The organism is Komagataeibacter sp. FNDCF1 (assembly GCF_021295335.1).
GTDB lineage: Bacteria > Pseudomonadota > Alphaproteobacteria > Acetobacterales > Acetobacteraceae > Komagataeibacter.
The window spans coordinates 1,970,443-1,986,209 of record NZ_JAIWOT010000001.1; the positions used below are offsets into that span (position 1 = coordinate 1,970,443).

The 15,767-nt window shown below is 64.5% G+C and carries 11 protein-coding genes; 8 read left to right on the top strand and 3 right to left on the bottom strand.

The genetic code is table 11. From position 1 onward, the window contains the following. Positions 1-39: 39 nt before the first annotated feature. From topA to LDL32_RS09390, 5 genes are all read left to right on the top strand, one after another. A complete protein-coding gene (gene topA, locus LDL32_RS09370) occupies positions 40-2,748 on the top strand; it encodes a type I DNA topoisomerase (RefSeq protein WP_233066206.1) in 2,709 nt (902 codons plus the stop codon). Positions 2,749-2,795: 47 nt separating this feature from the next. Next, positions 2,796-5,012 (top strand): ribonuclease R family protein, encoded by a 2,217-nt coding sequence (locus tag LDL32_RS09375; protein ID WP_233066208.1) that lies wholly within the window; start codon positions 2,796-2,798, stop codon positions 5,010-5,012. Then, complete coding sequence (locus tag LDL32_RS09380) at positions 5,009-6,709, top strand: S41 family peptidase (protein WP_233066210.1); 1,701 nt, start codon at positions 5,009-5,011, stop codon at positions 6,707-6,709. The genes LDL32_RS09375 and LDL32_RS09380 overlap by 4 nt, the downstream gene beginning before the upstream one ends. Positions 6,710-6,784: 75 nt before the next feature. Beyond that, positions 6,785-7,123, top strand: a complete 339-nt coding sequence (locus LDL32_RS09385; protein WP_233066212.1) for a DUF1491 family protein — start codon at positions 6,785-6,787, stop codon at positions 7,121-7,123. Between the two features lie 247 nt (positions 7,124-7,370). Further along, on the top strand, positions 7,371-8,516 hold the full coding sequence (locus LDL32_RS09390; RefSeq protein WP_233066214.1) for an OmpA family protein: 1,146 nt from the start codon (positions 7,371-7,373) through the stop codon (positions 8,514-8,516). A gap of 233 nt (positions 8,517-8,749) precedes the next feature. Here LDL32_RS09390 and cysK read toward each other — a convergent pair whose 3' ends face one another. Then, positions 8,750-9,739, bottom strand: a complete 990-nt coding sequence (gene cysK / locus LDL32_RS09395; RefSeq protein ID WP_233066216.1) for a cysteine synthase A — start codon at positions 9,737-9,739, stop codon at positions 8,750-8,752. Positions 9,740-9,894: 155 nt separating this feature from the next. Between cysK and LDL32_RS09400 the strand changes: the two genes are divergently transcribed. After that, positions 9,895-10,341, top strand: coding sequence for an Rrf2 family transcriptional regulator (locus LDL32_RS09400; RefSeq protein WP_233068797.1), 447 nt, complete (start codon positions 9,895-9,897; stop codon positions 10,339-10,341). A gap of 50 nt (positions 10,342-10,391) precedes the next feature. Here LDL32_RS09400 and LDL32_RS09405 read toward each other — a convergent pair whose 3' ends face one another. Then, the gene (locus tag LDL32_RS09405; protein ID WP_233066217.1) at positions 10,392-10,829 is read right to left on the bottom strand and encodes a hypothetical protein; all 438 of its coding nucleotides are present in this window, start codon (positions 10,827-10,829) and stop codon (positions 10,392-10,394) included. A 400-nt stretch (positions 10,830-11,229) separates the two neighbouring features. On the opposite strand from LDL32_RS09405, the gene LDL32_RS09410 reads away from it, so the two are divergent. Continuing rightward, on the top strand, positions 11,230-11,766 hold the full coding sequence (locus LDL32_RS09410) for a hypothetical protein (protein WP_233066219.1): 537 nt from the start codon (positions 11,230-11,232) through the stop codon (positions 11,764-11,766). 153 nt (positions 11,767-11,919) lie between these two features. After that, positions 11,920-13,962: a DNA topoisomerase IV subunit B gene (parE, locus tag LDL32_RS09415; protein WP_233066221.1), complete on the top strand. Its 2,043-nt coding sequence runs from the start codon at positions 11,920-11,922 to the stop codon at positions 13,960-13,962. A gap of 209 nt (positions 13,963-14,171) precedes the next feature. On the opposite strand, the gene LDL32_RS09420 is transcribed toward parE, so the two are convergent. Further along, positions 14,172-15,713: a NuoM family protein gene (locus tag LDL32_RS09420; protein ID WP_233066224.1), complete on the bottom strand. Its 1,542-nt coding sequence runs from the start codon at positions 15,711-15,713 to the stop codon at positions 14,172-14,174. Between the last annotated feature and the right edge of the window lie 54 nt (positions 15,714-15,767).

The following is a 15,767-nucleotide window of genomic DNA, read 5'->3' on the forward strand; positions in this document are numbered from 1 at the left end:
GAAACAAGCAAGGTTTGAGAATCGTGATCCGGAGACAGAATGACTGACGTCGTGGTGGTCGAATCGCCGGCCAAGGCGAAAACGATCAATAAGTATCTGGGTGACAACTACACGGTTCTTGCCTCGTTCGGGCATGTGCGCGACCTGCCGCCCAAGGATGGCAGCGTCAAGCCCGACGAAGGCTTTGCCATGGTGTGGGAAACCGACGAGCGCGGCAGCCGCCAGATCGCGGCCATTGCCAAGGCGCTGCGCGGGGCCAAGCACCTTTACCTCGCCACTGACCCCGACCGGGAGGGGGAGGCCATTTCGTGGCATGTGCGCGCGATCCTTGAGGAGAAGAACCTCCTCAAGGGAATCGACGTGCAGCGCGTCACATTCAATGAAATCACCAAAAGCGCCATCAAGACCGCGATGGCGCATCCGCGCGGCCTCGATTTCCCGCTGATCGAGGCATATCTCGCCCGGCGCGCGCTGGACTATCTGGTGGGCTTCACGCTCTCGCCCGTGCTGTGGCGCAAGCTGCCCGGATCGCGCAGTGCGGGGCGCGTGCAGTCCGTCGCCCTGCGCCTGATCTGTGAGCGCGAAGCCGAGATAGAGGTCTTCAGGCCGCGGGAATACTGGTCGATCATCGCCCGCATGACCACGCCCGGGGGGGCCGCCTTCTCGGCGCGGCTGACGCATCTGGATGGCCACAAGCTCGACCAGTTCGACCTGAACGACGAAGCCCGCGCCATGGCCGCCAAGGCTGCCGTGGAAGCAGGCGACTACAGTGTTGAAAAGGTCGAGCGCCGCAAGGTCCGCCGCAACCCGCCGCCACCGTTCACCACATCGACCATGCAGCAGGAAGCATCGCGCAAGCTGGGCATGGGCGCGCAGGTGGCCATGCGCACGGCGCAGCAGCTTTATGAAGGTATCGATATCGGCGGTGAGACGGTCGGCCTGATCACCTACATGCGAACCGATGGCGTGCAGATGGCGGGAGAGGCCATTGGCGCCATCCGTGGCCATATCGGCCACAGCTTCGGACCGGAATACGTGCCGGAGAAGGCGCGCATCTATTCCACCAAGGCCAAGAACGCGCAGGAAGCGCATGAAGCCATCCGCCCGACCGATGTGCGCCGCACGCCGGCCGACATGGCGCGCTACCTCTCGCCCGAGCAGAAGAAACTGTATGACCTGATCTGGAAGCGCTCGGTCGCAAGCCAGATGCAGTCCGCCGAACTGGATCAGGTCGCGGTGGACATCACGGACCGCCAGCAGCGCGTCACCCTGCGTGCCACCGGCTCCATCATCGCATTTGACGGCTTCCTGCGCCTGTACAGCGAAGGCCGCGACGACTCGCCCGCCAAGGGTGATGACGACCAGGACCGCATGCTGCCCGCCATGGGCGAGCGCGACGCCATCGGGCGTGGCGAGGTCACGGCCGACCAGCATTTCACCCAGCCGCCGCCGCGCTATTCGGAAGCATCGCTGGTCAAGAAGATGGAAGAGATCGGCATCGGCCGTCCCTCCACCTACGCCTCCATCCTGACCGTGCTGCGTGACCGCAACTACGTGCAGCTGGAAAACCGGCGCTTCGTGCCCGAGGACCGGGGGCGGCTGGTCACGGCCTTCCTCACCTCCTTCTTTGAACGCTACGTCGATACCCAGTTCACGGCGGGGCTGGAGGAACAGCTTGATGACATATCGGGCGGCCGCGCCAACTGGCGTGATGTGATGTCCGCCTTCTGGTCCGACTTCTCGCATGCGGTCGACCAGACCAAGGATCTCAAGATATCCGACGTGATCACCGCGCTGGATGCGGATCTTGCCCCCTACTTCTTCCCCGACCGCGAGGACGGGCAGGACCCGCGCGTGTGTACCGCCTGCGGCACGGGGCGGCTGGGGCTGAAGCTGGGGCGGTATGGCGCGTTCATCGGCTGCTCCAACTACCCCACCTGCCAGTTTACCCGCAAACTGGTGGTGGACCCAAAGGAAGGCGAGGACGCGGCCACGCTGAAGGACGGCATGCGCGTGCTGGGCGCCGCCCCCACCGGTGAGGAAGTAACCGTGCGCCGTGGCCCGTGGGGCCTGTACGTGCAGCAGGGCGAACCTGACCCCGAGGACAAGAAGGCCAAGCCGAAGCGCGCCACCATCCCGCGCGGGCTGGATGGGGACAAGATCACGCTGGAACAGGCCGTGGGCCTGCTGTCGCTGCCGCGCATCGTGGGCATCCACCCCGAACTGGGCGAGCCGATCGAGGCGGGGCTGGGCCGTTTCGGGCCGTATGTGAAGATGGGCGCGGTCTATGGCTCGCTGGACAAGGATGATGATGTCCTGACCGTGGGGCTGAACCGCGCGGTGGATGCGCTGGCCAAGAAGCTGGCCTCCATCCGCACCATTGGTCCCCACCCCAAGGATGGCGAGCCGGTCATGGTGCGCAAGGGCCGCTTTGGCCCCTATGTGCAGCATGGCGCCATCGTGGCCACCGTGCCGCGCGGGCAGGACATGGCGGATGTGACCATGGACGAGGCCCTGGCGCTGCTGACGGAAAAGGGCAAGCCGCTCAAGGCCAGGGGCAAGAAGGCCACGACCACCCGCAAGCCGGCTGCCCGCAAAACGAAGGCCAAGGCGGCGGAAGGCACGGAGGGCGCCGAGACCGCGCCAAAGAAAAAAGCCGCCCCACGCAAGGCCGCCGGCAAGACGGCCACCAAAACCACCACGCGCAAGACAACGACGCGCAAAAAGGCCACACCGGCCAAGACCTAGAGCGAGACCGACTGATCATGAAAAGGCAGCGTCCAGCAACTTCCGAGATGCCGGACCGCCTGCCCACGGGCACGCCGCACGCCCGTACGGGTGGCCTGCCCGGTCGTGAACAGCTCCGCGCATTCATCGAGAACGCCACCGGACGGATCGGCAAGCGCGAGATCAGCCGGGAATTCGGTCTTGGTCCCGAACACCGGCAGGCATTGCGGCAGATGCTGCGCGAAATGGCGCTGGACGGCACGCTGGCCCCGGCCGGGGCACGGCGCTTCCGTGTTTCGGACCGGCTGCCCGAATCCATGGTGGTGCAGGTCACCGGCACCGATGCCGATGGCGACCCCGTTGCCCGCCCCGTGCAGTGGGATGGCGAAGGACCAGCCCCCGTGGTGTTCATGCACCCCGAACTGCGCGGACGCGCCGCCCTCGCCCCCGGGGAGCGTGTGGTCGCGCGCCTGCGCCGCACCGGCCCGGGCAGGTATGAAGGCCGCACGCTACGCCGCCTGACCGATGCGCCGATGCAGGTCGTGGGCCTGTTCCGCACCCTGGCGGCAGATGACCCGGCGGCCAGCACCCCCGCCCGCTTCCGCCCCGCAGGCAGGCTGACACCGGCCGACCGCAGGGCAAAGGCGGAATGGATCATCCCGCAGGGCGAGGACGCGGGCACGCCGGACAACGAAATCGTCATCGCGACCCCCCTGCCCCGGTCCGGGCCGGGGCTGCATCCCGCGCGGATCATCGAACGGCTTGGCCCGCAGGGGGATGCGCGGACGATAAGCATGGTTGCTCTCGCCATGCTCGGCATTCCGCATGTCTTCCCGACCGGGGCCCTGGCCCAGGCAGAGGCCGCCCGCGCCGTGACGCCTGCCGGCCGCACCGACCTGCGCGACATGCCGCTTGTGACCATAGACGGCGCTGATGCCCGCGATTTTGATGACGCGATTTATGCCGAGCCGGATGGCGATGGATTCCGCGTTACCGTAGCCATCGCGGATGTGGCCTGGTACGTCCGCCCCGACAGCGCGCTGGACCGCGAAGCGCGCCTGCGTGGCAATTCCGTCTATTTTCCCGACCGGGTCATTCCCATGCTGCCCGAGGCGCTTTCCAACGGCTGGTGCTCGCTGCGTCCGGGGGAAGAGCGCGGCTGCCTGTTCGTGACCATGGATGTGGCGGCCGATGGTGGCGTGGCCAATGCCCGTTTCGGGCGCGGCATCATGCGCAGTGCCGCCCGCCTGACCTATGAACAGGTACAGGACGCGCGGGATGGCATGCCGGATGCCGCCATTGCCGCACTACCCGCGGGGCTTCTGGACAGCCTGTTCGGCGCATGGCGCTGCCTGAGCAGTGCCCGCGCCCGACGCGGCACGCTGGACCTTGACCTGCCGGAACAGATGGTCCGGCTGGATGACCATGGCCAGATCACCACCATCACCCCCCGCATCCGGCTGGACAGCCACCGGGTGGTGGAGGAATGCATGATCGCGGCCAACGTCGCCGCCGCACGCTGCCTGGAGGGGCGGCACCTGCCCTGCCTGTACCGCATCCACGCGCCCCCCACGCCAGAACGGCTGGAAGGCCTGCGCCGTACGCTCGATACGATGGGGCTGAAGCTGCCGCCCGTGGGCAGCCTGCGTGCCGCCGATCTTGACCGGATCCTGCAGGAGGTACGCGGTACCGACCAGGCGGCGCTGGTGAACGAACTGATCCTGCGCGCACAGAACCAGGCCGAATACAGCCCGGACCCGGTCGGGCATTTTGGTCTGTCGCTTGCGGCCTACAGCCACTTTACCAGCCCGATCCGCCGCTATGCCGACCTGCTGACCCACCGCGCCCTGCTGGTGGCCACCGGGCTGGAACCCGGCCCCGCCCCGGACCATGCCGTGCTGGAAGAAACCGGCGCGGCCATAACCCGCACCGAGCGCCGTGCGGCCCAGGCCGAACGTGAGACGCTGGAGCGCTACGCCGCCACATGGCTGCAGGCACGCGTGGGCACGGTCATGGACGCGCATGTGTCCAGTCTGTCGCGATTCGGCATTTTCACGGTGCTGGACGCCACGGGCACATCCGCACTCCTGCCCATGTCTGCCCTGCCGGAAGATCAGTGGCATCATGACGAAAAAACGCAGACATTATACGGACGCGACAAGACCATGGCATTCCGCCCCGGTCAGGCCCTGCGCGTACGGATAGAAGAAGCATGCGCCATCCGGGGAACAGTCCTGCTGGCACTTCCCGATGCCCTTCCCCCCCGGCGAAGGCAGCGGGCGTGAAACGCCGCCGGTTTCCGGTCATTGTCCTGCGCCCCATGGGCTGTGACAGTGCCGCCACATGGCGGCGCCGGATCTCCACGCTGGGCCACATCCCGCGTGATACGTTCATCCTGCTGCTGGTCATTGCACGCCTGACCACGGCAGCCTGCGCCGATGACACGCCCGCCCCGCCCCGCAGCCCCACGCCGCAGCCCCCCACGCAGGAGGACAGCGTCGACACGGCGGAGGGGACAGGGATGGACCTTGCGGTCATCTCCTCCGTCATGCAGGCGAGCCTGTCCTTCCTGCAACCGCGCACGCTGGAAAGCCACGAGATCCACGATTTCGCGCTGTGGGGCCTGAACGGGCTGAGCGCGCTCGATCCCTCGCTGAGCATCGAGGAACAGCATGGCTTCCTGCAACTGGCCGCGACACAGAAGACGGTGCTCGCCCTGCCAGTGCCCGCAGCCGATGACGTACCGGGATGGAGTGCGGCCATCACCCGCATACTGGACGTGGCCTGGCACCATTCCGCCGCCATGCGCAGTACCGGGGCCGATGGGGTGCTGCAGGGCTTCTTTGATGAGCTGTTCAACCATCTCGATCCCTATTCACGCTACATTCCGCCCCAGGCGGCGGTGTCGGACCGCAGCACCCGCACCGGTGGCGAAGCCACGGCGGGGCTGACACTGGGGCTGGACCACCACGCGATCATGATCACGGCGGTCAACGCCAATGGTCCCGCATGGCCGACCACCCTGGCGGCGGGCCAGATCGTGCGCGCCATCAACGGTCGCTCCACCGAGTCCCGCAGCCTCGATACCGTGAATGCGTGGCTCAACGGCCCCAGTGGCAGCCTTGTGCGCATAACGGTGGAAGCAAAGGGGCGGCAGATGACGGTCACCCTTCACCGCGCCTCCACCCCACCGGAGACCGTGTTCGCCTATACCAGCGGCAAGCACGTGGTGCTGCACATCACCGCCTTCTCCGCCAATACGGCCGAGGAGATGAGCCAGTACCTCGATGAAGCCATGAACGTGCCCGGCCTGTCGGGGCTGGTCATTGACCTGCGCGGCAATCGCGGCGGCGTGCTGCAGCAGGCGGTCACCACCTCAGCACTCATGCTCGACCACGGGGTGGCCGCGATAACGCAGGGACGTGACCCGCAGGCCAACCACGTCTGGGCGGTGCAGGGCGGCGACATGACCAACGGGCTGCCCATCATCGTGCTGGTCGATGGCCGTACCGCCAGTGCAGCCGAGATCCTGGCCGCGGCGCTGGCCGACCAGAAGCGCGGCGTGGTGGTCGGCAGCGCGACCCTGGGCAAGGGGCTGGTGCAGACCATCGGCCAGCTTCCCAACGGGGCGGAGCTGTTCGTTACATGGAGTCGGGTGCTTGCCCCGCTGGGCTGGCCGCTGCAGGGGCTGGGGATCATGCCACAGGTCTGCACGAGTCTGGGCGAAGCGGAACTGGACCGTCAGTTGCAGAACCTGGCCGAAGGCACGGCGGACAGCAGGGAATGGGTAACGGCGGCCCGACAGATCCGTTACCCCGTTGACCTGTCCCGCATCCTGACCATCCGCAAGGCCTGCCCCGCCGCCATCGGCACGGACGGTGATCTGGATGCCGCCTATTCGCTGCTGGACAACCCGGTGGAATACCGCGCCGCCCTGGCCACCATACCCGATGAAGGGGCCAACCCACCCAACGGCGGGTGACCCGTGGCCACGGGGCAACTTTGCTATTCCTGCATGCCTCCCTGTGTTTTTCTGCATTACCGGAGATGTTCCCCAATGGAAGATGCGCGCCTGAAAACCGGCATATGGATCCGGGCAATGCTGCGCCAGGCTGGACAAACCGGAAATCCGGGCATGGTCCTGCACCATGGTGACGAAGACGCGGGCGAGGTACTGATCGTACTGCTGGGGCGCGCGGGACACATGTGTGTGCTCGCCCGGACACGCACCCCCGATGGACGGCAGGCATGGTTCCGCGCTACAGGAGAGGCGGCTGTGGATCAGGCCAGCGTCGACGCCTATGTTGCAAGGCAGATGGAACGGGACCCGGATCTGTGGGTTCTTGAATTCGACGCACCTGATCTGGTGCCACCGTTTGAAGCAAGGCTGATATGAAAGACGTGTTTCCACAGGACTGAAAGCAGGCAATCCGCTCTGGCGTACGGTGTGGCATCTCGCACACACTCGGCCACGACAGTTCGCCCGGCTGCCCCAGGCGGCGGATAAAGGTGGCTACAATGGATTGTCAGGGCTGGTTTCTTTCAGCAAAAGAATGCTGATGCTGATCATTCCAAGGAATATGGCACGTGCACCCGACCGGGCCGACATGCCGGAAGAGGCCCGTCGAAGGGAGAAGAAGAGTATGAATCTGCGGTACGGATTGCTTGCAGGGTCTTTATTGACTGCCGCGGTTACCCTGGGCTCCGTGCTGGTCTCCGCTCCGGTATTCGCCCAGCCTGTCCAGGGCCTGTATATCAGCGGTGCGGGCGGCGCGAGCTTCAACCAGGGCCAGGTCATACGCCATTCTTCCGCGCGTGATGAATTCAGGACAGGTGGCACGGGCATCGGCAGCGTCGGCTGGGGGCTGGGCAACGGCTTCCGTGTCGAGGTTGAAGGATTCTACCGCAACAATGACCTGAAAACCGTAGGCGGCAACGCCGCCTACCACGCCCATGCCGATGGCCGGCAGCAGGAATCGGGCATCATGGCCAATGCCCTGTTCGACATGGATATCGGCAAGAGCTGGCTTTTCCCGTATTTCGGCGCGGGCATCGGCTATGGCTGGCAGAACATGAACACCACCATGACCGGCAACGTGAATGGCCAGGGCTACAGCCAGCATGTCGGGGGCACGTTCGGCAACTTCGCCTATCAGGGTATTTTCGGCCTGTCCTTCCCCATGCCGTTTGCGGTCGGCCTGTCCGCCACGGCGGAATACCGGTTCTGGACCATGCTTGGCCCGCAGTCCCACCATTCCATTGTCAGTGGCAGCAGTGGCGCGCTGACCGCCATGAACAGTGACTACGGCTTCCGTAACGGCAACCGTGACAGCCGGACCGATTTCAATCACTCGCTCATGCTTGGCCTGCGCTACGAGTTCAATCCCGCGCCGCCGCCGCCGCCACCGCCCTCCACCATTGCCGCCCCCGCACCGGCGGAGAACCGGACCTATCTCGTGTTCTTCGACTGGGACCGCAGCGACCTGACCGACCGGGCACGCTCCATCGTGGCCGTGGCGGCGCAGGCTTCGACCAACACGCAGACAACCCGCATCGAAGTCAACGGCTATACCGACAACTCCGCGGCCCGTCCCGGCCCGCAGGGGGAACAGTATAACCAGGCGCTCTCCCTCAAGCGCGCGCAGGTCATCAAGGCGGAACTGGTGCGTGACGGCGTGCCCGGGCCGGCCATCGACATCCACGGGTACGGGGACGCGAATCCCCTGGTCCAGACCGTAGCCAACACGCGGGAAGCCCAGAACCGCCGCGTCGAGATCATCCTGCACTGATACCCCGTTTATGGGGCCGGAGCATGAAAAAAAGCGGCGCCGTAAGGCAGCCGCTTTTTTTCATGTCCATGACACCTGTTGAAATGATCCCCGAAAGCCGTCCATGACCTGCAGGGAGGTTTCCGCTGGGGCTTTTTTTTCAGAACGCCTGAGGGAACACTGCCTTTTGGAAAAAAGGCGGCATCCAGAAACCTTTGTCATTCATCCGTCAGTTATTTTTCAACAGTCTCTTTTCAGACCAGTCCGGTGAACAGGGACGTCGAAAGATAACGCTCGGCAAAGGACGGGGCGATCGTGACAATAGTCTTGCCGCTGTTTTCCGGCCGCTCTGCAAGCTGTACGGCCGCGTGCAGCGCCGCACCCGAGGAAATGCCCACCGGCACCCCATCCAGCCGCGCACAGCGCCGTGCGGCGGCAATGGCCTCCCGTTCCGATACCGGCAGCACGCCGTCCAGCGCCGCAAGGTCCAGCGTACGGGGGCAGAAGCCCGGCCCGATGCCCTGAATGCCATGCGGCCCCGGCTCGTCACCATTCAGGATGGCACTTTCCATCGGCTCGACACCATAGACCTGCACACCCGGCTTGCGCGCCTTCAGGCCATGCGCGATGCCACTGGCCGTCCCGCCCGTGCCCAGTCCGGCCACGACGATATCGACCTCTCCTCCCGTATCGACCCAGATTTCTTCCGCCGTGGTGGCGGCGTGCACATCGGGATTGGCCGGATTGTCAAACTGGCGCGGCATCCAGGCATTGGGCGTTTTTTTAAGGATTTCCTCCGCCCGGGCAATCGCACCCGCCATGCCAAGCCGGGAGGGCGTCAGCTCAAGCTGGGCATCAAGCAGACGCAGCATCTTGCGCCGTTCGATGGATGCCCCTTCGGGCATGGTCACGATCAGCCGGTAGCCCCGGGCCGCGGCAACAAAGGCAAGCGAGATGCCGGTATTGCCCGATGTCGGTTCCACCAGCGTGGTCCGGCCGGGTTCGATCTCGCCCCGGCTTTCCGCATCCTCGATCATGGCGGCGCCAATCCGGTCCTTGACCGAGGCAAGCGGGTTGAAGAACTCCAGCTTCATCAGGATGCGACTCTGCAACCCGTCCTCACGGGTCAGATGCGGCAGCGCCACCAGCGGCGTGCCCCCCACGGTCTCAACAATGGAGTCGTATACCTTTCCACGCGGCGCGGCAAAACCGTACGTGCGCTCCTGGGGGGTGGTCTTTTTCATGCGGTATCACTCCGTTCCATGGCAATGGCCTAATTCACGCGTACAGACTGACATAATCCACCATCCTCCCCAACAGAAGCGTGGATCAATCGGTTGATTGCTGCTAAATGAGGCAGACTGCTTTCCATATCCACCATAAAGCGAGGCTGAACGATATGCTGCTCCGGCGTGACAGGACCATGATCGCCATACTGATCATGCTTGATGTTGCCTTTCACGCAGGGCGGAATGGCACCATAAGCGCTGCCGACATAGCCGAACGTGCGGGCCTGGCACGGCGTGGCATCGAGCCGCTGCTCCAGACGCTGTCACGCTCCGGCCTGCTGGAAAGCGTGCGTGGCCCGCGCGGCGGCTACCGGCTGGGCCGCCCGCGGCGGGATATCCTGCTGGCGGATATCCTGTCCGTCATTACAGCGGAGGACAACAGGGACGACGGCCCCGTGGGTGGCCTGTTCAAGAAGGTCATCGAACCGTGCTGGGAGCAGTTCGACAGCATGATCGACGCGGAATGCCACAAGATCAGCCTGGATGACCTGGTGCGCCGCGCGGAACATGCCGGCATGCGCCGCCCGCTGCCCGAACCCATCACCTTCTCGATCTGATACGGCCGGCCACGTACCGGCGGACGCATGGCGTCCGCCCGGCCGGGTGGTTACTGCGCGCCGCTTACGGCGGATGCCGTGACGGTTGCGGTCACGTCCATGTATTCACGCGGCTGGCTGCCACCGGGGATCAGCACGACACGGAACTTGTCTTCCCCGGAATAGGACGTATTGGCCGTATACGTCACATAAGTGTGATCGTTGTAATTATAGATGAAGGCCTTGCCATGTTCCGGCGCGGGCGACACCCCGAAGGAGGCATAGGGATGACCGGCCGAGACACGGGTCTCGATCGCGCAGTAGCCATCATCGCTGCGCACCTGCATGGTGGCGGTTCTGGTGTTCTTGCCCGCGGCGGCCGGCGTGCTGACCTGGCACTGTCCCGATGGCTTCATGTAATTGTAGGGATTGGGGGTTCCGCCGATACCGCCAAGGTTCACGGCCGGTTTGTTGTCACATCCGGCGAGCAGAATGCCCGTCGTCATCATGATTGCAGACAGTCGCAGTCGCACTCGTCAGCTCCGCTGTATTTGATACATCACCCGTTATCAGGACAGTTACGCCCGCGCCGTCCCGTAACGGGCTTCATCGGCACAACGGCAAACCGCTTTGGCATACGCTGTAGAACAACGCACCCCGCCGGGAAAGACCCGTTGGTCGTTTTACGCAAGCGGGCAGGTCCCGCCCGTATGGCATAGCTGCCTGCCGGCATGCTGTCATCCCACGGCGGCGTGCCGGCGCATCTTTTTGAACGTGAAGTTATATCCCTCCCTTTTGGCAAGGGCGGCTTTGCGCTATAGACCTGTTCCAGTTTTCATTCCCACCGGAATTTGCGGGGTCCGTGCATCCCGTTGGCAACTGCCCCAATAGTCTGGAGAACCCGTCCTGATGTCGATGTCGATCTGGCGCGCTGGCGCCGCCGCACTTGCCCTTGCCGGGCTGGTCAATGGTGGGCAGGCACTGGCTGCCGGCCCCTGCTCTCCCTCCCCCGCGCATGAGGCGTTTGACGTGCAGGGCCTGAAAAGCGAGCTGATGGTCACGGCACTGTCCTGCAGCGCACAGGAAAAGTACAATAATTTCGTGATGAAGTTCCGCACCAAGCTGGCCAGCGAGGAGCATGTCCTCAACGGTTATTTCAGCAGCACCTACGGCCGCAACGCCCAGCGCCAGCATGATGACTACATTACCCAGCTGGCCAACGTGCAGTCCGAGCGTGGCCTGAAGTCGGGCACAGCATTCTGCCAGCAGCGCCTGTCCATGTTCGATGAGGTGGCGGAACTGGAAACGGCAGCCGACCTGTCCAACTACGCACAGGCGAAGGATATCCTCCAGCCTGCTTCCTACCTGACCTGCACGGCGCCCAACCGCCCTGCCGCCACCACCCGCCCGCGCAGCAGCTCCAGCCGCCACACGGTCCGGAGCTGACCCCACGGCCGGCGTGCCGGCATGCAGGAAAAGAAAAATATGGCCGGACCCGTGTCCGGCCTTTTTCATGTCGGTCACAGCGCGCATAGTCCGCAGGCGTGCACGGGCCTTATGGCTTGACAGGACGCGACCCGACAGAACAAAGAACGCTTCATGAACGACGATCTTTTTTCCGTACCCGCCAGCCCCGGCAAGCCGCCCCGAAGCAAGGTTTCCCCCGCCACCATGCCAGCAGATAACGCGAAAAACGGCCCCGATACCTATGACGCCAGCGCCATCGAGGTGCTGGAGGGCCTGGAGCCCGTCCGCCGCCGTCCGGGCATGTATATCGGCGGCACGGACGAGACGGCGTACCATCACCTCGCCTCCGAAATCCTCGACAACGCGATGGACGAGGCCGTGGCCGGCCACGCCACCACCATCGACGTTACGCTGGAAGCGGGTGACTGCCTGACCATCCGCGACAACGGGCGCGGCATTCCGGTGGACCCGCACCCCCGTTTTCCCGACCGTTCGGCGCTGGAGGTGATCCTGACCACGCTGCATGCGGGCGGCAAGTTCTCGGGCAAGGCCTATGCCACGTCGGGTGGCCTGCATGGCGTCGGTTCATCGGTGGTCAATGCACTGGCGTCACGCATGGAAGTCGAGATCGCGCGTGACCGTGAACTGTGGCGGCAGGTTTATGAACGCGGCCACCCGCTGGGCGGTGTTGAAAAGATCGGCCCGGTCAATAACCGGCGCGGCACGCAGATCCGCTTCACGCCCGACCCCGAAATTTTCGGGCGGCTGCACTTCTCGCCCGCGCGGCTGTACCGCCTGTGCCGGTCAAAGGCGTTCCTGTTCCGGGGTGTTACCATCCGCTGGTCGTGCGATCCGTCCCTGATAAAGAATGAGGATGTCCCGGCCGAAGCGGTCCTGCACTTCCCCGGCGGCCTGGCCGACAGCCTGCGCGACGAACTGGGGGACAAGGCCGCGCTGCTGACCGATCTGTGGTCGGGGGACGCGGACCTGCCCACCGGCCCCGACGGGGCTGACACCGGACGCATGGAATGGGCCATCGCCTTTCTGGAGCAGGGCACGGCCACCCTGGCCTCCTACTGCAATACCATCCCGACCCCCAACGGCGGCACGCATGAGACGGGCTTTCGCAATGCACTGCTCAAGGGGCTGCGCAACTGGGGTGAGCAGCGTGCCAACAAGCGCGCGGCCAGCATCGCGGCTGACGACATCATGGGCTGCATCGCCGCCAAGCTGTCGGTCTTCATCCGTGACCCGCAGTTCCAGGGACAGACCAAGGAAAAGCTGACCAGCAGCGAGGCCAGCAAGCTGGTCGAGACGGCACTGCGCGACCGCTTTGACCACTGGCTGGCGGGCAACCCGCCGCAGGCGGACAACCTGCTGGCCTTTGTGGTCGAACGCGCCGAGGAACGCCTGCGCCGCAAGGAGCAGAAGGAAACCCCGCGCAAGAGTGCGACCCGCCGCCTGCGCCTGCCGGGCAAGCTGACCGACTGCACGCGTGAAAACGCGGCCGAGACCGAAATCTTCCTGGTGGAAGGCGATTCGGCCGGTGGGTCCGCCAAGCAGGCGCGCAACCGGGAGACACAGGCCGTATTGCCGCTGCGTGGCAAGATCCTGAACGTGGCCAGTGCCTCGACGGAAAAGCTGCGCGGCAATCAGGAACTGCGTGACCTGGTGGAAGCACTAGGCTGTGGCATGGGCGAGCGCTTTGACGCCACCAAGCTGCGTTACGGCCGCATCATCATCATGACGGATGCGGATGTGGACGGCGCGCATATCGCCTCCCTGCTCATGACGTTCTTCTACCGTGAACTGCCCGGACTGATCCGGGGTGGCCACCTGTACCTGGCCCAGCCACCGCTGTACCGCCTGACACAGGGCGGCAAAAGCGTCTATGCCATGGATGATGCCGACCGTGAGCGGAAGCTGAAGAAAGACTTCAAGCCCAACAGCAAGGTCGAGGTCTCACGCTTCAAGGGGCTGGGGGAAATGCCGCCGGGCGACCTGAAACAGACCACCATGGACCCCAGGCACCGCACCCTGCTCAAGGTCATCACCCCACCTGAGGACAGGGCGCTGACACTGGAGCGCGTGGAGCACCTGATGGGCCGCAAGGCGGAACTGCGCTTCCGCTTCATTCAGGATCATGCCCGCCAGGTTGATAACCTCGACGTCTGAGACAGCGGGAACAAAAAAGCCCGGTCACCTGTTGCAAGGTGACCGGGCTTTTTTCAATCAGGCCGTCCGTCAAGCCTGCCGTGAATCACAGAAACATTTTTGGGGAGGCTTTTTTCAAAAAGCTTCAGGGGGGCGCCACCTTTTTAAAAAAGGCGGCACCCGACAGCTTTCCTCATTTTTGGGGCTGACTGTTTGAAACATCCGGCCCTTCAGCCCGCATCGGCCACATGCACGACCGGCTGCGGATCCAGCGTAGCAACCGATGTGACCGGATGCAGCAGGCCGGTCACGGCCGGGTCAAACACCCGCAGGAATGAGCCAGGGTGCACCCCCATCCAGATCGTCACGACGGCCAGCGGTACCAGCACGGCAAGTTCCTGCCCCGTCAGGTCACGCAGCAGGGCGACCACGCCCCCCCGGTCGGCCCCGAACAGTACCCGGCGATAGAGTACCAGCATGTAAACCGCCCCCAGGATCATGCTGCTCCCCCCCAGGAAAGCCAGCCAGAACGAGACATGCAGCGCGCCGACCATGACCAGGAACTCACCCACGAAGGCACCCGTGCCCGGCAGGCCGATATTGGCCATGACAAACAGCATGGCCAGCGTGGCCAGTACCGGCATCTTGTGCGCCACACCGGAGAATGCACTGATCTCACGCGTTTCCGCCCGCCACGACACGGCGGAGACACAGAAGAACAGCGCCGCGATCACGATGCCATGCGACAGCATCTGGAAAATCGCGCCATCGATCCCCGCCGGTGTCAGCGTGAACAGGCCAATGGCGATCACCCCCATATGCGAGAACGAAGAATAGGCGATCACCCGCTTCATGTCCGTCTGGGCCAGGGCAATGATGGCGGCATAGATCACCGCGATCACGCCCAGCGTCAGCACCACCGGGGCGAACAGGCGGGCAGCGTCGGGAAACATGAGCACGCCAAAGCGCAGCAGCCCGTAGGCCCCGGCCTTGGACAGCACGCCCGAGAGCATGACGGAAGCCGTTGTGGGCGCTTCGGTATAGGCATCGGGCAGCCATGCATGCAGCGGGAACAGCGGCAGCTTGACGCCGAAGGCCAGGATGAAACCCGCCAGCAGCCAGCACTGCATGCCATGGCCAAAACCGTGATGCTGCAGGGCAATGATATCGGTCGTGCCGGTCACGTTCCACATCGCCAGCAGGGCGAGCAGCATGAACAGTGAGCCGCCAAAGGTGAACAGGAAGAACTGCAGCGAGGCCCAGACCCGCTTCGGCCCGCCCCATACGCCCACCATCAGGCTGGCGGGCAGCAGTGTCGCTTCATAGAAAACATAGAACAGCACCATGTCGAGGGCCGAGAACAAGCCGATCAGCGTGGTTTCCAGCAAAAGCATGGCGATCATGTAATCGCGCACCCGCCCGGTAATCTGCCGCCACCCACCAATGATGGAAAGCGGGGTAAGGAAGGCGGAAAGCAGCACGAACATCAGGCTGATGCCATCCACCCCGGCATGGTAGGAGATGCCGGCGCCACTGGCCCACCCCACCTGCTGCTCGAACTGGATGCCCGGGCGTGACGGGTCGAATTCCACCCACATGATCACGGCCAGCGCGAACACGATGCCACTGGTCCACAGCGCCACCCAGCGCGCCGTGGTCTCGACCGTGTGGGGCGTGCCGCGGGTCAGCAATATGGCCACAACCCCGGCAAGGGGCAGGTAGGTAACTAGCGGGAGCAGGATCGGATGCACATTCGGTCTCACATCATCCATGGGGAATGCATGAGCCTAGGAGCGTTGCGGCCCGGGAATCCAGTACGGTCGCGC

What these genes read in the sequence shown, in the direction of transcription:
- LDL32_RS09375 (WP_233066208.1), top strand. Translation starts at nt 2,796, where the DNA reads ATGCCGGACCGCCTGCCCACGGGCACGCCGCACGCCCGTACGGGTGGC.
- cysK (WP_233066216.1), bottom strand. Translation starts at nt 9,739, where the DNA reads ATGAAAAAGACCACCCCCCAGGAGCGCACGTACGGTTTTGCCGCGCCG.
- LDL32_RS09400 (WP_233068797.1), top strand. Translation starts at nt 9,895, where the DNA reads ATGCTGCTCCGGCGTGACAGGACCATGATCGCCATACTGATCATGCTT.
- LDL32_RS09420 (WP_233066224.1), bottom strand. Translation starts at nt 15,713, where the DNA reads ATGGATGATGTGAGACCGAATGTGCATCCGATCCTGCTCCCGCTAGTT.
- parE (WP_233066221.1), top strand. Translation starts at nt 11,920, where the DNA reads ATGAACGACGATCTTTTTTCCGTACCCGCCAGCCCCGGCAAGCCGCCC.
- LDL32_RS09410 (WP_233066219.1), top strand. Translation starts at nt 11,230, where the DNA reads ATGTCGATGTCGATCTGGCGCGCTGGCGCCGCCGCACTTGCCCTTGCC.
- LDL32_RS09390 (WP_233066214.1), top strand. Translation starts at nt 7,371, where the DNA reads ATGAATCTGCGGTACGGATTGCTTGCAGGGTCTTTATTGACTGCCGCG.
- LDL32_RS09405 (WP_233066217.1), bottom strand. Translation starts at nt 10,829, where the DNA reads ATGATGACGACGGGCATTCTGCTCGCCGGATGTGACAACAAACCGGCC.
- LDL32_RS09385 (WP_233066212.1), top strand. Translation starts at nt 6,785, where the DNA reads ATGGAAGATGCGCGCCTGAAAACCGGCATATGGATCCGGGCAATGCTG.
- topA (WP_233066206.1), top strand. Translation starts at nt 40, where the DNA reads ATGACTGACGTCGTGGTGGTCGAATCGCCGGCCAAGGCGAAAACGATC.